The sequence below is a fragment of the Cohnella baijiui genome (assembly GCF_020731285.1).
Taxonomy (GTDB): domain Bacteria; phylum Bacillota; class Bacilli; order Paenibacillales; family Paenibacillaceae; genus Cohnella.
The window spans coordinates 123,027-139,788 of the sequence record NZ_JAJFOW010000011.1 but is presented as its reverse complement, the minus strand read 5'-3'; the positions used below and the strand labels follow the sequence as shown (position 1 = coordinate 139,788).

The 16,762-nt window shown below is 60.5% G+C and carries 15 protein-coding genes; 14 read left to right on the top strand and 1 reads right to left on the bottom strand.

The annotated features are described in order from the left end of the window. Positions 1-570: 570 nt before the first annotated feature. Positions 571-1,242, bottom strand: coding sequence for a hypothetical protein (locus LKX83_RS13710; protein ID WP_227882833.1), 672 nt, complete (start codon positions 1,240-1,242; stop codon positions 571-573). 461 nt (positions 1,243-1,703) lie between these two features. Between LKX83_RS13710 and spoIID the strand changes: the two genes are divergently transcribed. From spoIID to LKX83_RS13640, 14 genes are all read left to right on the top strand, one after another. Beyond that, positions 1,704-2,987 carry a stage II sporulation protein D gene (gene spoIID / locus LKX83_RS13705; protein ID WP_227882832.1) on the top strand — a complete coding sequence of 428 codons (1,284 nt, stop codon included), beginning with the start codon at positions 1,704-1,706 and terminating at the stop codon, positions 2,985-2,987. A gap of 73 nt (positions 2,988-3,060) precedes the next feature. Beyond that, on the top strand, positions 3,061-3,792 hold the full coding sequence (locus LKX83_RS13700) for a M23 family metallopeptidase (RefSeq protein ID WP_227882831.1): 732 nt from the start codon (positions 3,061-3,063) through the stop codon (positions 3,790-3,792). Positions 3,793-4,061: 269 nt separating this feature from the next. Continuing rightward, entirely contained in the window at positions 4,062-4,349 is a 288-nt protein-coding gene (gene spoIIID / locus LKX83_RS13695; RefSeq protein ID WP_227882830.1) for a sporulation transcriptional regulator SpoIIID, read from the top strand. A 187-nt stretch (positions 4,350-4,536) separates the two neighbouring features. Next, positions 4,537-5,532: a rod shape-determining protein MreB gene (gene mreB, locus LKX83_RS13690; RefSeq protein WP_227882829.1), complete on the top strand. Its 996-nt coding sequence runs from the start codon at positions 4,537-4,539 to the stop codon at positions 5,530-5,532. A 125-nt stretch (positions 5,533-5,657) separates the two neighbouring features. Beyond that, positions 5,658-6,524 carry a flagellar hook-basal body protein gene (locus LKX83_RS13685; protein WP_227882828.1) on the top strand — a complete coding sequence of 289 codons (867 nt, stop codon included), beginning with the start codon at positions 5,658-5,660 and terminating at the stop codon, positions 6,522-6,524. 18 nt (positions 6,525-6,542) lie between these two features. Continuing rightward, positions 6,543-7,385, top strand: coding sequence for a flagellar hook-basal body protein (locus LKX83_RS13680; RefSeq protein WP_227882827.1), 843 nt, complete (start codon positions 6,543-6,545; stop codon positions 7,383-7,385). A gap of 164 nt (positions 7,386-7,549) precedes the next feature. Beyond that, entirely contained in the window at positions 7,550-7,783 is a 234-nt protein-coding gene (locus tag LKX83_RS13675; protein ID WP_227882826.1) for a DNA-directed RNA polymerase subunit beta, read from the top strand. Positions 7,784-8,000: 217 nt separating this feature from the next. Next, positions 8,001-8,510, top strand: coding sequence for a CDP-alcohol phosphatidyltransferase family protein (locus LKX83_RS13670; protein ID WP_227882825.1), 510 nt, complete (start codon positions 8,001-8,003; stop codon positions 8,508-8,510). A 174-nt stretch (positions 8,511-8,684) separates the two neighbouring features. Beyond that, positions 8,685-9,116, top strand: a complete 432-nt coding sequence (fabZ, locus tag LKX83_RS13665) for a 3-hydroxyacyl-ACP dehydratase FabZ (RefSeq protein WP_227882824.1) — start codon at positions 8,685-8,687, stop codon at positions 9,114-9,116. A gap of 142 nt (positions 9,117-9,258) precedes the next feature. Beyond that, positions 9,259-10,965 (top strand): phospho-sugar mutase, encoded by a 1,707-nt coding sequence (locus LKX83_RS13660; RefSeq protein ID WP_227882823.1) that lies wholly within the window; start codon positions 9,259-9,261, stop codon positions 10,963-10,965. A 346-nt stretch (positions 10,966-11,311) separates the two neighbouring features. Then, positions 11,312-13,366: a DUF5693 family protein gene (locus tag LKX83_RS13655; protein ID WP_227882822.1), complete on the top strand. Its 2,055-nt coding sequence runs from the start codon at positions 11,312-11,314 to the stop codon at positions 13,364-13,366. Positions 13,367-13,441: 75 nt separating this feature from the next. Next, a complete protein-coding gene (csaB, locus tag LKX83_RS13650) occupies positions 13,442-14,635 on the top strand; it encodes a polysaccharide pyruvyl transferase CsaB (protein WP_227882821.1) in 1,194 nt (397 codons plus the stop codon). Next, positions 14,632-15,408, top strand: a complete 777-nt coding sequence (locus tag LKX83_RS13645; protein WP_227882820.1) for a WecB/TagA/CpsF family glycosyltransferase — start codon at positions 14,632-14,634, stop codon at positions 15,406-15,408. Before csaB ends, LKX83_RS13645 begins: the two co-directional genes overlap by 4 nt. Before the next feature lie 147 nt (positions 15,409-15,555). After that, positions 15,556-16,680, top strand: a complete 1,125-nt coding sequence (locus tag LKX83_RS13640; RefSeq protein WP_227882840.1) for a glycosyltransferase family 4 protein — start codon at positions 15,556-15,558, stop codon at positions 16,678-16,680. Positions 16,681-16,762 lie beyond the last annotated feature (82 nt).

Below are 16,762 nucleotides of genomic sequence, written 5' to 3'. Positions count from 1 at the left end.
TCGCTCAGTTCAGCTTTTCTGGGAGAACTTAAGTTGAATTGACCTAAGTAGTAACCAATCGTACCTCTATTTTTGCCGGGTGAAGGGGATTTCGGGCAATTAATTGCAAAAGTGCAGCTATTTTTACCTAATTTCGGTGATTTCGCTCGTTTGGCCCTTTTTAGATGTACGTTTACAACTAATTTGTCTAATTGACCTTTAACTCGATGAAATAGATGTACAATTGCAACTAATCAAAATGGAAGTAAGTCTCGGGCCTTGTAACCTTACCTAGTGAAGAGCCGGTCGGAACCACTCTTCGTCCATGCCACTCGTCTCCAACCTTTTATCCTATCGTGGTATGGGGCTCGTTTCTCTCATCCGTTCATCTCCTGCAAACCATCTCCTGCAAACCATCTCCAGCAAACCATCTCCAGCAAACCATCTCCAGCAAACCATCTCCAGCAAACCATCTCCAGCAAACCATCTCCAGCAAACCATCTCCAGCAAACCATCTCCAGCAAACCATCTCCAGCAAACCATCTCCTACAAACCATCTCCTACAAACCACCCCCCCATCCTCGGCAACGATCAACTCCACCGCTTGGACCATCCCGGAACGAGCTCGTACTGCACGTGCCGCTGGCCTTGGCCTCGCGGAACCGGGCGGAGGTAGCCCTTGGCGCAAAGAGAGTCTAGCACTTTAGCGGCGGTGCGGGCATTCATGCCAAAATGATCGATCACGTCGATTGGCCGAATCGGACGTGCCAAGGAGAAGGCCAGTTTCACCGTCTCTTTCTCTACCAGGACAACGCGATCGGCAATGGGCTTCATCGGCAGGTACTGGTTTAACACGGCCCGCAAGAGCATCATGCAAAGCTGGGGCTGGGCTTCCACATCGTCGTAGGCAAAGGAGATGAGGTCGTATCCGATACCGTGGACGAAGGTCTCCCGCCGTTCTTCCTTGCAGAAGCCTTGTCGGTCCATCTCCTGCACATGCTTTCCGTAGCCTTTGATTTCGATGAGGATGCGGATCTCATCTTTGATCCACGCAAAGTCCGCAAAGTACGGCTTGCCTCGCCAATCCAGAATTTCATACTCCGGGTGCAGGTCGTCGAAGTGACCGTAGGCCGGCCACCAAACTTGCTGAAGGAACAATCTCTCTCCATGCTGATGGCCGCGCTCCAATCGCCCCCGTCGCTCTCCTTTTCGCTTCGACAAATGGGAACGCAAAAACAACGCATGCGCCTCTTCGAACTTCATCCCGCCGCTCTCCCTTCCGAAAAAAAAGAAACGTCCTAGCGCCAACCTCGGGTTGGGATAGGACGTTCTTCGTCTGCTTCGAATATATCACGAAGGCGGTCGCCTCGAACAGCTTCTTTTTCGGAAAAGAGGGGCTTTGGATGGGGTGGAAAAAGGGGGATGAAAAAAAAGGTTTGAAAGCAGGGGCGGGAAATAGGGCATGAACATCATCACGCTGAGGAAGCCGGGGTATGGTCCGCGATATCTCTTCGGCTGCTGTTAGGTAGAAAAGGTTGGCTCGGGTACTCCTAAACAAATGGGGTTTTAGACCTGTAAGGCACATAACCGTCAGGAAAGAGACACAATAGAGCCGACAACCATTCCTTTTCCCTCCGACCGTCTATTGAAAAGGTTCTATCGTTTCGCGCGGATTCATAGGTTGGAAGCAGTCGGATTTACGGACAACCTAGCGGAGGTGGACGATGAGGAAACGCGCGAAACGAAAGAACGGGAAGGCGAAGGGACCGCGCCTGATCGCATCGGCCTTCACGGGCGGGGTCGCGATGGCTGGCGTGCTATGGCTGGTCCTGCATACGGGGACGGGCGCCGATCGCCCCAATCAAGCGGCACAATCGGATTTAACGTGGGTCGGCGGAAGAGAAGATGAGAGCGGAGATGCCCTCGCGCAAGGCGGAATCTCGCAAAAGAACGGCGGTGCGAGCAACGATAGAAGTGGCGGCGATAGCCGAAAAGCTCCCGGCTCGGATCCGTCGGCCGGCAAGGAAGCAGGCGCAGCCGGACAAGCCGGACAAGCCGGACAAGCCGGGACCGGCAATCCGGCGTTCCCCGCCGTCGCTCAGGTGCCGCCCGCAAGCCAGGACAGCCCGATTCTCGTTCGCGTCTATCTGACGAAGGAGGAGCGGGTAGAGCGCGTGCCGCTGGAAGCGTACGTGAGAGGCGTCGTTGCGGCGGAGATGCCTGCGAGCTTCGAGCCGGCCGCGCTGGAGGCGCAAGCGATCGCGGCGCGCACCTATCTGCTGAGGCGGCTGTGGCTGAACGACTCGGAGGGCGTGCCTGTCCGGTGGGCCGACGTGACGGATACGGTCGCGCACCAGGTGTATCGGACGTCCGCCGAGATGGAGAAGCTGAAACAGCAAGATTCGAAGAGTTGGGAAAAGGTGGACAAGGCGGTTCAAGAGACGCGAGGCTTGATTCTTGCATATGGGGGCGCGCCGATCGAGGCGCTCTATTTCTCCTCGAGCAACGGCTACACCGAAAATTCCAAAGAAGTGTTCCCGATGCAGCTTCCCTATCTGCAGTCGGTGGACAGTCCGTGGGACAAGGAAGATTCGCCTCGCGCGAAAGAGACGGTAGAGTTCTCGCTCGGCGCCTTTTACCGCAAGTTGGGCGTACAGACGTTCGCGACGCTTACCGGCGTGGGCAAACGGCCGGTGATCCAGATTACCGACTGGACGGAGGGACATCGGGTGCGGACGGCCACCGTCGGCGGCAAGCGCTTTACGGGCGATCAAATCCGCAAACGGCTGGAGCTCAGGTCCGCCGCCTTCGACTGGACGGTGTCCAAGGACAAGGTGGTCATTACGACGTACGGCAGCGGGCACGGCGTCGGCATGAGCCAGTGGGGCGCGGAAGGCATGGCTAAGGCGGGCGCGACGGCGGAGCAGATCGTGGCGCATTACTATACCGGGGCGGAGCTGAAGGAAGTTTCGAAGCTACGACCGGCCGACGAGGCTTCGAAGCTTTAAAGTTTGCAATCTTGCAAATCGGCACGTATAAAACCCCATCACCTGGTAACACTTGCTTACTGAGGTGATAAAAATGAATGATCAAAACAACAAAACCCGCAAGATCGAAGAGGCTTCAAAGTCGGTGGTAGGATCGTCTGCTAGGCCCTCGGCGTGGAAACGGTTTTTCGCCAAACGGTGGGTATTCCCCGCTCTGTACATGGCCGCAGCGGCAATCATCGTAACGGTCCTCTGGCTGAATGCGAGCTCCGGCGACAAGACCAAGTCGCAGGAAGTCGCCGGCTCGGGGATCGAGAACGGCGTCGCCGCCGAAGGCGATTCGGCAAGTCCCGATGCCGTGCCGGCCGCCGCGAACGGCGAAACGCTTCGCTGGCCGGTTACGAACCGCGAGGCGCTTACCGTCTCTCTCCCGTTCTATGACGTGAACGGGACGGACGACCAGAAGGCCGCGGCGATGGTGCAGTACGACAACCAGTTCACGCCGCACACGGCGATCGACCTGGCGAGCAAGGACGGCAAGGCGTTCGACGTGAAGGCAGCAATGAGCGGCGAAGTCGTCGTGGCCGAGCAAACCCCGGTTAACGGCTACGAGGTGCAAATCAAGCACCCGAACGGCCTGACCACGGTTTACCAAAGCCTCGCGGAGCTGAAAGTCAAGAAGGGCGACGAAGTGAAGCAAGGCGATCTGATCGGCGCCGCCGGCCAGAGCGAAATGGAGAAGAGCGAAGGCGTGCACGTTCACTTCGAAGTGCTGAGCAACGGTCAATCCGTCGATCCGAGCTCGCTGATCAAAGACAAAGAGTAATCGCGTCGGCATGGCTTGCGAAGCCGCCGGTCCCGGAGAATGTTCCGGGACCGGTTTTTTTTGCGCGCATACGGATTGTGCAGCTCCAACTATAGAAGGAAAGGCGTCCGTGCCGCCGATCATGGGTCTTTGGATTCACATTTTGCGCGACTCGGACCTTTAGTCCCGACGAAATTGGACTTTCCAGGCTTGTCAGGCTTGGCAACAAAGAATAAGTGACCGCGCCCCTCATATAATGTACCAATCTATTCGAGCAGGGAGGCGGGAGCGTGCACGATTACATCAAAGAACGGACCATCAAGATCGGCCGGTGCATCGTAGAGACGCGCAACACGGTACGGACGATCGCCAAAGAATTCGGCGTCTCCAAAAGCACAGTGCATAAAGACCTAACCGAGCGGCTGCCGGAGATCAATCCGGATTTGGCCGACCAGGTCAAGCACATTCTGGAGTATCACAAGTCCATCCGGCACCTGAGGGGAGGAGAAGCAACCAAAATCAAGTACAAGAAGACGACCGTCAAAAAACGGGAAGTTCTGACGGCCGTAAAGGCATAATTTTGCAATAAGCGGGTTTTGAAAAAGGATTTTCCCGAACGATGGCGAATACTATTATCCATACAATACGACAGCGGCCTGTAAAGACGCACCGCGCCGGATCCGGCGTCGGACCCGGCCCGGGTTCGGATGGCAGCGTCGCCATATGGAGCAACGGTCAATCCATCGCGTGGGGGATTCACGGAACATGTTTAGCAAAGACATCGGCATTGATTTGGGCACGGCAAACGTATCGATTCATGTAAAGGGCAGGGGCGTCGTGCTCGATGAGCCGTCCGTCGTCGCGATGGAAAGCGATACCCGCAGAGTGCTGGCTGTCGGAGAAGATGCGCGCCGCATGGTCGGGCGCACGCCGGGCAATATCGTCGCGATCCGTCCGCTGAAGGACGGGGTTATCGCCGACTTCGAAGTGACCGATATGATGTTGAAGGCGTTTATTCAGCGCGTGGGCGGGCGCAACTGGTACAGCCGACCCCGCATTCTGATCTGCGCGCCGACGAACATTACGTCCGTCGAGCAGAAGGCGATCCGCGAAGCCGCGGAAAGAAGCGGCGCCAAGGAAGTGTTCCTCGAGGAGGAGCCGAAGGCGGCGGCGATCGGGGCGGGCATGGACATCTTCCAGCCCAGCGGGAATATGGTAGTGGATATCGGCGGGGGAACGACAGATGTAGCCGTCCTATCGATGGGCGACGTCGTGACCGCCTCTTCTCTTAAAGTCGCGGGGGACAAGTTCGACGCCGCGATCATGAAGTACATAAAGAACAAGTATAAGCTCCTCATCGGCGAGCGGACGAGCGAAGACATCAAGATCAAGATCGGGACGGTATACGCCGGCGGCCGCAATGAGGAGCTGGACATCCGGGGCCGGGACATGGTGTCCGGCCTGCCGCTGACGGTGACGATCCACTCCGACGAAGTCCGCGAGGCGTTGTGGGAGCCGGTATCGTCTATCGTCGCGTCCGCGAAGTCCGTGCTGGAGCGGACGCCGCCGGAGCTGTCGGCCGACATTATCGACCGGGGCGTTATCCTGACCGGCGGCGGCGCGCTGCTCGACGGTCTCGACGCCCTGCTCGCGGATGAGCTCAAGGTGCCGGTGCTGATCGCGGAAGATCCGATGCACTGCGTCGTCAAAGGAACCGGCATCATGCTGGATCACCTGGACAAGATGGCCCGCAGACGCTAAGGCGAACGCCGAAGCGGGCGGGCCAGGCCCGGGCGGACAAGCCGTTTGCCCGGGACCTTCATTCGATTACACCATTCGCTCCATTCATCAACGGACTTCGATCCGCACGCATACGGAGGGAAATCATGCTCAGAGGATTGTACACGGCGGCCGCGGGAATGATCGCCGAGCAGAGACGCCACGACACCGTCACGAACAACGTCGCCAACCTGAACACGCCCGGCTACAAAGGGACGAGCGCGGTGAACCGCGCCTTCCCGGAAATGCTCCTGTCCGCGATGGGCGGCAAGAACCCGCCTTCGGGCGCCATCGGGAAGATCAATACGGGCGTCTTCGCCGAGGAGAATTTGATGAACCTGAGCCAGGGCGACATGGTCGAAACGTCCCGGAGCCAGGACCTGGCGCTCGTCTCCGACATTCTCGTGGCCGGACAGACGTTCGACGCCTCGGGCAAATACGTCGCGGCGAACGGCCAGGTGACCTACCAGCCGCAAGCGTTCTTCACCATCCGCAACGGCGACGGGGAGCTGCGCTATACCCGCGACGGCAGCTTCCGCACGACGCAGGACGGGACGCTCGTCACGGCCGACGGCATGCAGGTGCTCGGCGTGGACGGACAGCCGATCCGGGTGACCGGGACTTGGGATGGCATCGCCGTGACGGCGAATGGCCGCCTCGCCGACAAGACGACGGGCGATCCGCTGCCCGGCGATCCGCAGCTGCTGCTGACCGAAGTCGTCAATCCGAACATGCTCATCCGCGAAGGCGACGGCAAGTTCCGCTACGCCGGCGATCCGGGCGGCACCCGCCCGGTGCAGGACGGGGAGCGCGTCGAGATTCGCCAAGGCTTTTTGGAGCGGTCCAACGTCGACGCTTCGCAGTCCATGGTAGATATGATGTCCGCCCTACGCGCGTATGAGGCTAACCAAAAGGTCGTGCAGTTCTATGACCGCAGCCTGGAAAAGGCCGTCAACGAAGTCGGCAAGGTCTGATAACGAGGGGGAGCTACGATGAACAACTCCGTGATCAGCGCGTCCGCATCGCTCGGCGCGCTCCAGCAGAAGCTCGATATTCTCGCGGGCAACATCGCCAACGTCAATACGGCCGGCTATAAACGCAAAAACGCCGTTTTCGAGGATATTCTAACGAACATTCAACCGCATGAGATGAGCTTTCTGCAGCCTGGGCGCCGTTCTCCGCTTGGCTTTACGCAAGGCTGGGGCGCGCGCATCGTCGGGCAGCAGCTCGATATGTCGCAAGGCGCGATGCAGCAGACCGATCTGCAGACCGATATCGCCATCGCCGGCAACGCGCTGTTCGAGGTGCGTTCCGGCGACACGCTGGACAGTCCTCGCGCCTTTACGCGCCAGGGCGCGTTCAAGCTCGTGCCGACGGCGAACGACGACCGGCTCCTCACGACGAATTCGGGCTATCCGGTCGTCGCGGATGTGAACGGGACGGAAGACTTCATCCGCGTACCGAACGGCTACGAGATGATCATCGATGCCGACGGCACGATCAACGCGCGTCTGCCCGACGGCAGCGAGCAGGTCGAGCTCGGCAAGCTGAAGCTCGTTCAGGTGACGAAGCCCGAACTGCTCCAAGCCGTCGCCGACAACCTGTACGGCGTGCCGATCAACGTCAATACGAACGACGTCGTGACGCAGATTTCGGCCGCTCCCCAAGTGTCGGGAGGCGTGGCGGTCCGCCAGGGCTTCCTCGAACAATCGAACGTCAATCTGACGGATGAAATCGCGGATCTCGTGAACGTGCAGCGCGCTTATCAGTTAAGCTCACGGGCGCTCTCCTCCGGCGACCAGATGATGCAGATGGCGACCAACTTGCGCGGATAACGGATACCCCTTAGAATAAGTAGCGTTTGTATCGTTCGTTTTGCGGCGACAGCCGGACGACCGATGCGAGCCGCTCCTATTCGGGAAGAAAGGGGCAGTTATCCCAACGGGCCGCCCTCTCCCGGGTCGGCGGAGCCGTGTTAACTTGTGAGGGAGGATCAATCGTGACAGCAACCAAGCGTCCGACGGACAAGCCCAAGCGATCCGCTGGTCGGCTCTTGCTGCTGATTGTCTGGACGACCGTCAAGATCTTGTTCATCCCGGTGCTCTGCGTGGCGGCGCTGATCGCCGGCCTAGCCATCGGATATGTGGTGCTGGGCAAGCAGCAATGGTCGGATGTATTCGACTGGAATACCTGGAGGCATATGTACGATCTCGTATTCGCGAGCGGCGACTGACGCCTGCATCGGCCTCAGGCGATCGTGATGACAGGCTCCCCGCCCGAAGCGGGGGGCCTTCGTTTTGAACAGGCGGTCGGCGGCGGCCGTTTGCGCGGATACCGAACTCAGGCGGTCTGTACGAAGGAACACGGGTATTGTCGAATCGGTTTACGCCCGAAGGGGCAAGCGATATAATAATTGGGGAACTTTGATAGAGAATGGGGGAGAATCCGGGATGAATATACCTAATTTGCTGACGATGTCCCGATTCGTGATGATTCCCCTGTTCATCGCGCTGTACATGTACGATTACCGCGTGGCGGCGCTGCTCGTTGTGCTGCTCGCCGGGCTTACGGACTTGCTGGACGGGTATATTGCCCGACGGAGCGGGCAGGTCACGCAAACGGGCATCATGCTCGATCCGTTGGCGGACAAGCTCATGATGCTCTCGGTGGTAGTTGCGCTGTTGATCGGAGGAGAGATTCCATGGGCGGCGGCGATCACGATGGGGATTCGCGAGGTCGGGATGATCGCAAGCACGGCTTATTTTCATTTCCGCGGCATGCGCACCTTTCCGGCCAACGTCTACGGCAAGCTGACCACCTTCGTCTACTATCTCGCCATCCTGCTGCTTTTCCTCGAGCAGCCGGGCGGCGTGGAGCTGCTTTGGACCGCCATCGTCCTTTCGTTCGTGACGACGGGGGTCTACTTCATGAAGTTCAGACGTTTGAATCGGGCATCTTGAGCCCCGAGGGCGCCAGTTTACAAAAGAACCCGCCGTCGTACCGACCGAGGAGCGATCGGCAGGCGACGGCGAGCCCTCTTATCATCAACCTTCGCGACTGCAGTTCGCCAAAGGGATACTTATAGTATGGACCGCGGGGACTGATTTATCCGTCTCCGAAGAGAGGAGATACCTATGCTGGACGTGAATCAAATCCAAGAAATCATCCCCCACCGCCCGCCGTTCCTGCTGGTGGACCGCATCCTCGAGCTGGAAGCGGGCAAACGGGCCATCGGCCTGAAAAACGTGACGATTAACGAGCCGTTTTTCGTCGGGCATTTTCCGGGCTTCCCGGTCATGCCGGGCGTGCTCATCCTCGAAGCGCTCGCGCAGGTCGGCGCGACGGCCATTCTCGGACTCGAAGAGAACCGCGGCAAGATCGGCCTGTTCGCCGGCGTGGACGAGTTCCGCTGGCGCGGCCAGGTGACGCCGGGCGATACGCTGACGCTGGAGGTCGAGATTATCCGGCTCAAAGGGCCGATCGGCAAAGGCCAAGCGACCGCGAAGGTCGACGGCAAGGTCGTCTGCGAAGGCGTCCTGATGTTTGCGCTTACCGATCCCAAGTAAGAACCAATAAACCTTGCTTATTTGGCCATGCGGACAGCATGGCGGAGCCGTCGGCGCCTTGAAGCTTCCAACTCCCAAGGCGTGAACGTCGGCCTGCGTCGGGGTATAGATTAGAGATGAAGATGGAGAGGAAGCGTGAACGATGAGTAACCTTACTGCAAAAGAAGTCTATGAAGCCTGGCTGAACGATCCGAACGTAGACCAAGCGACCAAGGATGAGCTGCGCAGCATCGCGGACAAGCCCGCGGACATCGAAGACCGCTTTTATCGCGAACTGGAATTCGGCACGGGCGGGCTCCGCGGCGTCATGGGCGCGGGGACGAACCGGATGAACCGCTATATGATCGGGCGGGCCACCCAGGGATTCGCGGATGATCTCCTGCAGCAATCGGACGCCCCGTCGGTCGTCATCGCGCACGACTCCCGCAACAACTCGGATATTTACTCGCTGGAGACGGCATGCGTGCTCGCGGCGAACGGCATCAAGACGTACCTGTTCCGCTCGCTGCGCCCGACTCCGCAGCTCTCGTTCGCCGTCCGCGACCTGAAGGCCAGCGGGGGCATCGTCATCACCGCCAGCCACAATCCGCCGGAGTACAACGGCTACAAAGTATACGCCGCCGACGGCTGCCAGCTCGTACCGCATCAGGCCGAACGGGTCATCTCCGCCATCCGCGAGGTGGATGCGTTCCGTGACGTGAAGCGCGTCTCGCAGCGCGAAGCCGAGGAGCGCGGTCTTCTGCTGTGGCTGGACGAGGAGGACGATAACCGGTTCGTCCATACCGTCGCGAGCCAGTCCGTGCATCCGGAGCTGCTGAAGAGCGGGGCCGGCGACGCGCTCAAGATCGTCTACACGCCGCTGCACGGCGCCGGCAATATGCCCGTCCGCTGGGTGCTGGCCCAAGCGGGCTTCGGCAACGTCTACGTCGTGCCGGAGCAGGAGCATCCGAACGGCATGTTCTCCACCGTCAAGTCTCCGAACCCCGAGGAGCACGAGGCGTTCGAGCTGGCGATCAAGCTCGCGGATCTGAAGGGCGCGGACCTCATCATCGGCACCGACCCGGACTGCGACCGGATGGGCGCCGTCGTTAAAAACGACAAGGGCGAATACGTCGTCCTCTCCGGCAACCAATCCGGGGCGCTGATGGTGCACTATCTATTATCCAACCTTCAAGCCAAAGGGAAGCTTCCGGCCAACGGCGCGGTCATTAAAACGATCGTGACGAGCGAGATGGGGGCGGACATCGCCAAGTCTTACGGCTGCGAGGTGATCAACACGCTGACAGGCTTCAAATATATCGGCGAAAAGATCACCGAGTTTGAAACGACCGGCGCGCACACGTTTCTGTTCGGCTACGAGGAAAGCTACGGCTATTTGGCCGGCACGTACGCCCGGGACAAGGACGCGGTCGTTGCTTCGCTGCTCATCAGCGAAGCTGCCGCTTTCTACAAGACGCAAGGCAAGACGCTGTACGATGTGCTGCTCGAGCTGTACGAGAAGTACGGCACGTATCTGGAGAAGCTGGAGTCCCGAACGCTGAAAGGCAAGGACGGAGTCGAGAAGATCGGGGCGATTATGGCCGACTGGCGCACCCATCCGCCTGTCGATGTAGCGGGCGTGCCCGTATCACAGGTGCTTGATTACGAGACAGGCATCGACGGCCTCCCGAAGGAAAACGTGCTGAAGTTCCTGCTGGCCGACGGCTCGTGGTTCTGTTTGCGTCCGTCCGGCACGGAGCCGAAGATCAAAGTCTACTTTGCCGTGCGAGGCGGCGATTTGTCCGAGGCGTCGGGATCGCTGGAACAGCTCGTGCAGGCCGTGATGTCCCGCGTCGACGGGCTGAACTGATTCATCCATCGGACATTGCATGGGCGCGCCATGTGCGCCGGGCCGTCAGGGCTTGCGGCGTTCATGGCGCGCCGTGCGATGAGGCGGTTCGATCCGCTTAAGCCGTCTGTTTTAGGTGGTTAAGAAGATCTTGCGCTCGAGGCAGCGGCAAGAGGGGATGGGGCGCGAAGTCGGTTTCGTCCGCCCGCCGTTTGTCGGTCGCTGTCGGTTCATTGCGCGGGAAATAAAGATTGGACCGGAGCCAGGTCGAATTTTGAACTTTTGCGGATGATTCCGCGTCTACGTTTTCATAATAGAAATAATTGCCTACATAAGCATCGATCAGCAGGAAAAAGGAGTGACGGTTGTGCCCCAGTGGCTTGAACAGTGGAACCGGAGATTGGCGAAGTGGCTATGGTGGGTCGTACTTTTGGGCGTGATCGGCTCGTTGCCGGTCATGTATGCGCGCGTTCAGACGGAAAATTCGGCCGACAAGGTCGAGATCGTCATGGACTACAAAGATATCCTGCAAGTGTCCACCTCGCAACCGGATCCGGCAGCGTTCGTGCAGACGCAGATGGACAATCTGAAAGAAGCGGGCGTCAATGCGATGGCCGTGTTCGAGAGCAGTCTCGAAGAGCTGTCCTGGGCAGGAGACATTACCGTCTACAATGCCGGTCAAGCGGCTTTGCTCGAAGGCAAGCTGAGCGAGCCCGGGGACAACCGCACCTACGTGCTGTTCAACCGCCCCGAGCACGAAGCGGTGCTGCGCCCGATCATCGAAGCGGCATTTAAGCAGCTGCAGGTGGGGACAAGCAGTTGGTCCGCGCAAGGCCGACCCGGCCTAAGGATCGACATGTCCCCGGACGATGCGTATATCCGTCCGATGGAGCCGAATCCGCTTGAAATGAAGGCGATCCGCGACGCGGGCTTCCTCGTGGTGCCCCGCCTGTCCGATCGCGTGCTGCCGTATGACTCGGCCCGCATGGGCGCTTGGCTCGATTCGTTCCAGTCGTTCGGCGTGACGCGCGTCATCTTCGACGGAGAAGCGGTGCCGGGCTTCAACGATCAGGACGAGGAAGGCAGCCTGGACGACTTCGCCCGCCAACTGAAGGAGCGGGGCATCGGCATCACCGCCATCGAGAACCTGAAAGTGCCGCAGAAGGGTCTCGGCACGCTGGCCAAAGAGCTGAATTACAACGTCGTTCGCGTCCATTCGGTCTCGGAAATGGAAATGTCGCAGGCGAAGGTGCCCGTCCTGACGGACCGCTTCGTGCTGGCCGTGAAAGACCGCAACATTCGGATGATCTACCTGAACGCCATCCAGGTGAAGGACGCGATCCGGCTACAGGTGACGCATCCATTCGAGACGATCGTGAAGACGCTCGAGGGCGACGAGGACACGTCGGAAGACGGCACGATCGGCCGCCTGAAGGACTTTGGCTTCGTCGTCGGCGAAGCCCACGCCTTCAACGTCCATCACGCGCCTGCCGAAAAAGTGATGCGCGCGCTCGCGATTATCGGCGCCGTTTCGCTCATCGCGCTCACGGTCGGGCTGTTCCTGCCGGCGCTGCTGACGCCGGTCGCGATCCTCGGCTTTATCGGAGGGGCGGGCATCTGGGTGCTCCAGTCTTCGCTGCTGACGCAGGCGCTGGCGCTATGCGTCGCGATCGCCGCGCCGACGGCCTCGGTCGTGACGCTGGTGCGGCTGCTGCGGGCGCGGAGAAATCAGCCCGAAAGCTTCCGCCGCTCGGCCGGCGCACGTCTCGGCAGCGCCACGATTTTATATGTAAGAACAGCCGTGCTGTCGGTGGCGGCGATCCCGTTCGTCGTCGCCCTGCTGAACGATATTACGTACATGCTCGTGCTTCAGCAGTTCCGAGGCGTGAGCCTCCTGCACCTGGCGCCGATCGCGCTCGTTGCCGTCTACGTGTTCCTCTACGGACCGGGCGCCAGCGTATGGGTCAACACGAAGCGCATTCTAAGCCTGCCGATCACCGTGCTGTGGGTCGTCGCGGCGGCCGTGCTCGGTGCGGCCGGGATGTACTATCTGTCCCGGACCGGCAACAGCGGGCAAGCGACGGGCATCGAGCTGCAGCTTCGCTCGATTCTGGAGACGACGTTCCACGTCCGCCCGCGGTTCAAGGAGTTCGTCCTCGGGCATCCGCTGATGCTGCTCGGCCTGTTCCTCGCGCTGCGCTATCCGAAATGGCCGCTTCTGCTCATTGCGGCGGCCACCATCGGGCAGCTATCGATGGTCGATACGTTCGCGCACATCCATACGCCCTCGATCCTGTCGGCGACGCGCGACGCGCTCGGGCTCGGCATCGGCTTCGTGATCGGCCTGGTCGCGATCGGAGTGTGGCAAGTTCTGGAGAACATCTGGCATCAATCCCGCGGCGGGGCCAAGATCCGCGCGTAAGGGAACGATTAGAATTTCCTTATTTCAACCGGGTTTAAGGTTGATTTAAGGTAAGACTGGGCGGTGCGTGGCATAATGAAGGGGAAAATCAACGCAGCCGGCAAATTGCGGCTTGCCTTGTCGGGCTACTACGGCTTCCGCAACAGCGGAGACGAAGCCGTGCTGTTGAGCATACTCACGGCGCTGGAGCAGGCCGGGCGGCGGCGGGGCGTCGGCATCGAGCCCGTCGTGCTCTCCGGCGATCCCGCCTGGACCGAGCGCCAATACGGCGTGCGGGCGGTGCCCCGCATGAAGCTCGGCGACGTGCGCGCCGCGCTGCGCGAGAGCGACGGCCTCATCAGCGGCGGGGGCAGCCTGCTGCAGGATGCGACGGGGCTCGGCTCGATCCCGTATTATCTCGGGATGCTGGAGCTGGCCCGTTGGGCGGGCAAGCCGACCTTCGTGTACGCGCAGGGGATCGGTCCCGTGAACCGCGGGATGTTTCGCCCGTTCATCGCCCGCGCTTTCCGCAAGGCGAAGTACGTGTCCGTGCGGGACGCCGAATCGGCCGAGCTGCTCGCCCGGTTCGGCGTCGATCGGGACCGGGTCGACGTCGTCGCGGACCCGGTCATGGGTTTGCCGCTGCCGGGCGCCGGCGCGGCAGGGCAGGGCTCGGCCCGGGAGCCGTCGCCTGCGGCGGCGACCGCGGGCGAGGGGGGCGCGCGCGAGTCCGCGCCGGCGGTCGTCGGCGTGTCCGTGCGCTTCTGGCGCGAAGACCACGCGGACCTGGACCGCGTGGCCGAAGCGCTGAAGGCGATGGCGCAGCGGCGGAGCGGCGTGCGGCTGCGGATGCTGCCGTTTCATCACGGGGCCGACGAAGACGCTTCGCGGTACGTGATGGAACGGCTTGGCGGCGAGGCCGCCGCCGAGCTGGCGCCGACGCACGAGGCGCCGCAGGAAATGCTGCGCGAGGTCGACGGCTGCGATCTGCTGATCGGGATGCGGCTGCATTCGCTGATCTACGCCGCGAACCGCGAGGTGCCGCTGATGGGGCTGTCCTACGATCCGAAGATCGACCAGTTCCTGCAGCGGCTCGGCGATCGGGCGATCGGCACGACGGACGCGCTAAACCCGCAACTTTTCGCCGAGCGCGCCGTCCATTTACTAGAGGATCCGGGGGCATGGCGCATTCAGACGTACGGCGCCATCCGCAAGCTGAAGGAAGAAGCGATGCGGCCCGCGGAGCGGATTCTAGACTACTGCTTGCCAACCGAAGGTGATCGATCATGACGACTACATCCGCTCAAGCCGCTAGACGCGACTATCCGACCGTACCGATTTACGGCATCCCGTTTTCCAAGATGAATATGCAGGAGACGGTCGCTTATCTGATCCGCGCGATCGAGGAGCGCCGGCCGCAACGCGTCATCACCGGCAACCCCGAGATGATCATGATCGGCCTGCAGGATCCGGGCTTTTACCGGGCGCTCAGCACCGCCGACCTCGTCGTGCCGGACGGCACCGGCGTCGTCTGGACCGCGCAGCGCGTGAAGCAGCCGGTCGCCGAGCGCGTCGCAGGCTTTGACCTGCTGCACGAGCTGCTCCGCGTGGGCGACGGCCGCGGCTGGGGCGTTTATCTGCTCGGCGCCTCGCAGGAAATCGTCGATGAAGCGCATGCCAAGCTGAAAGCCGCGTATCCCGGCATCCGATTTGTCGGCACGCGCAACGGGTATTTTACCGACGATGACGACGAAGGCGTCGTCGCCGCCATTCGGGCGGCAAAGCCGGACCTGCTGTTCGTGGCGCGCTCCATGTCCCGCCAGGAGCCGTGGCTCGCAAAGCACGCCGAAGCGCTTGACGTGCCCGTCATGATGGGCGTCGGCGGCAGCTTCGACGTCATCGCCGGCAAGGTCAAGCGCGCGCCGCTCCTGTTCCGCAAGCTTCGGCTGGAGTGGTTCTATCGGTTGATCCGGGAGCCGTGGCGTTTCCGGAGAATGCTGGTATTGCCTCGATATGCGCTTAAAGTGGTCAAAGACGGCGAAAACGTTCTGAAAACGAGATGAACGTTCCCAAATTCCCGTTGAAAATGCGTGAAAACGCGATTTTTTGGCGGAAATCGGCGTGAAAATTGCCTTGTTGAATCTTGCGCCGGAGCGTATAATTCATTCCGGTGCATACGCAAAGGAGAGTTAGAGATGCCGACAGGCTGGATGGTTACGATCGGGATTACCGGATTTGCAATATCGCTTGCCCTTGCGCTCGTGCTGACGCCGCTCGTGAAGAAGTTCGCGCATCGGATCGGCGCGGTCGACGTGCCGAACCACCGCAAAGTGCATACGCGTATCATGCCCCGGCTCGGAGGTCTGGCCATTTATGCCGCCTTTACGGCTTGCATTCTCTTCCTGCTTCCCTGGCTTCCGGACGGCTGGCTCAGCTCGCATGACGAACGGCTGATCGGCGGCCTGCTTACCGGCGGGACCCTGATCGTACTGCTCGGCGCGCTGGACGACAAGTTCCAGCTTTCCGCCAAGCTGAAGCTGCTCGCTCAGATCGGAGCGGCATGCGTCGTCGTCTTCGGCTTCGACGTACAGATCGACCTTGTAAACATTCCTTTCGGTTCCGCGATGCAATCGCTCGCCGACTGGATCGGCATCCCGCTCACGATCTTCTGGATCGTCGGCGTGACCAACGCGATTAATTTGATCGACGGCCTGGATGGCCTGGCGGCCGGCGTTTCCGGCATCGCCATCAGTTCCATCCTCGTGATGGCCGCGCTGATGGGCCAAGGCACCGTCGTCATGATCTCCGCCATTCTACTTGGCGCGATCATCGGCTTCCTATTCTTCAACTTCCATCCGGCAAAGATCTTCATGGGCGACACCGGATCGCTGTTCCTGGGCTTCGCGCTGGCGATGCTCTCGATGCTCGGCTTCAAGCAGATCACGGTCGTATCGTTCGTGACGCCGCTGCTGCTCATCGGGGTGCCGCTCTCGGACACGTTTTTCGCGATCATCCGCCGCTGGGTGCAGAAGAAGCCGATCTTCGAGCCGGACAAAGGCCACCTGCATCATTGCCTGCAGCAGCTCGGCTTCAGTCACCGCAAGACGGTGCTCATCATCTACGGCATCGCCGGCTTTTTCGGCGCCTGCGCCGTCGTCCAGTCGGTCATCTCGAAGTCCGGCTCCGGCAACTGGATTACGTTTATCGTCATCTGCGTTCTTGTCTTCCTGCTCCAGATCGGCGCCGAGCTGATCGGGATCGTGGACAAGACCCGGCGGCCGTTGCTCAATCTGCTGTTCCGGCTGAAGACGCAGGCAGACTCGCGCTCCAAATAAGTATTCTAGATACGGTAATTCGCCCGGGACTCCGCTCCCGGGTTTTTCTTTTTGTTCGGTTGGCCTAAACTGCCGGGGCGCG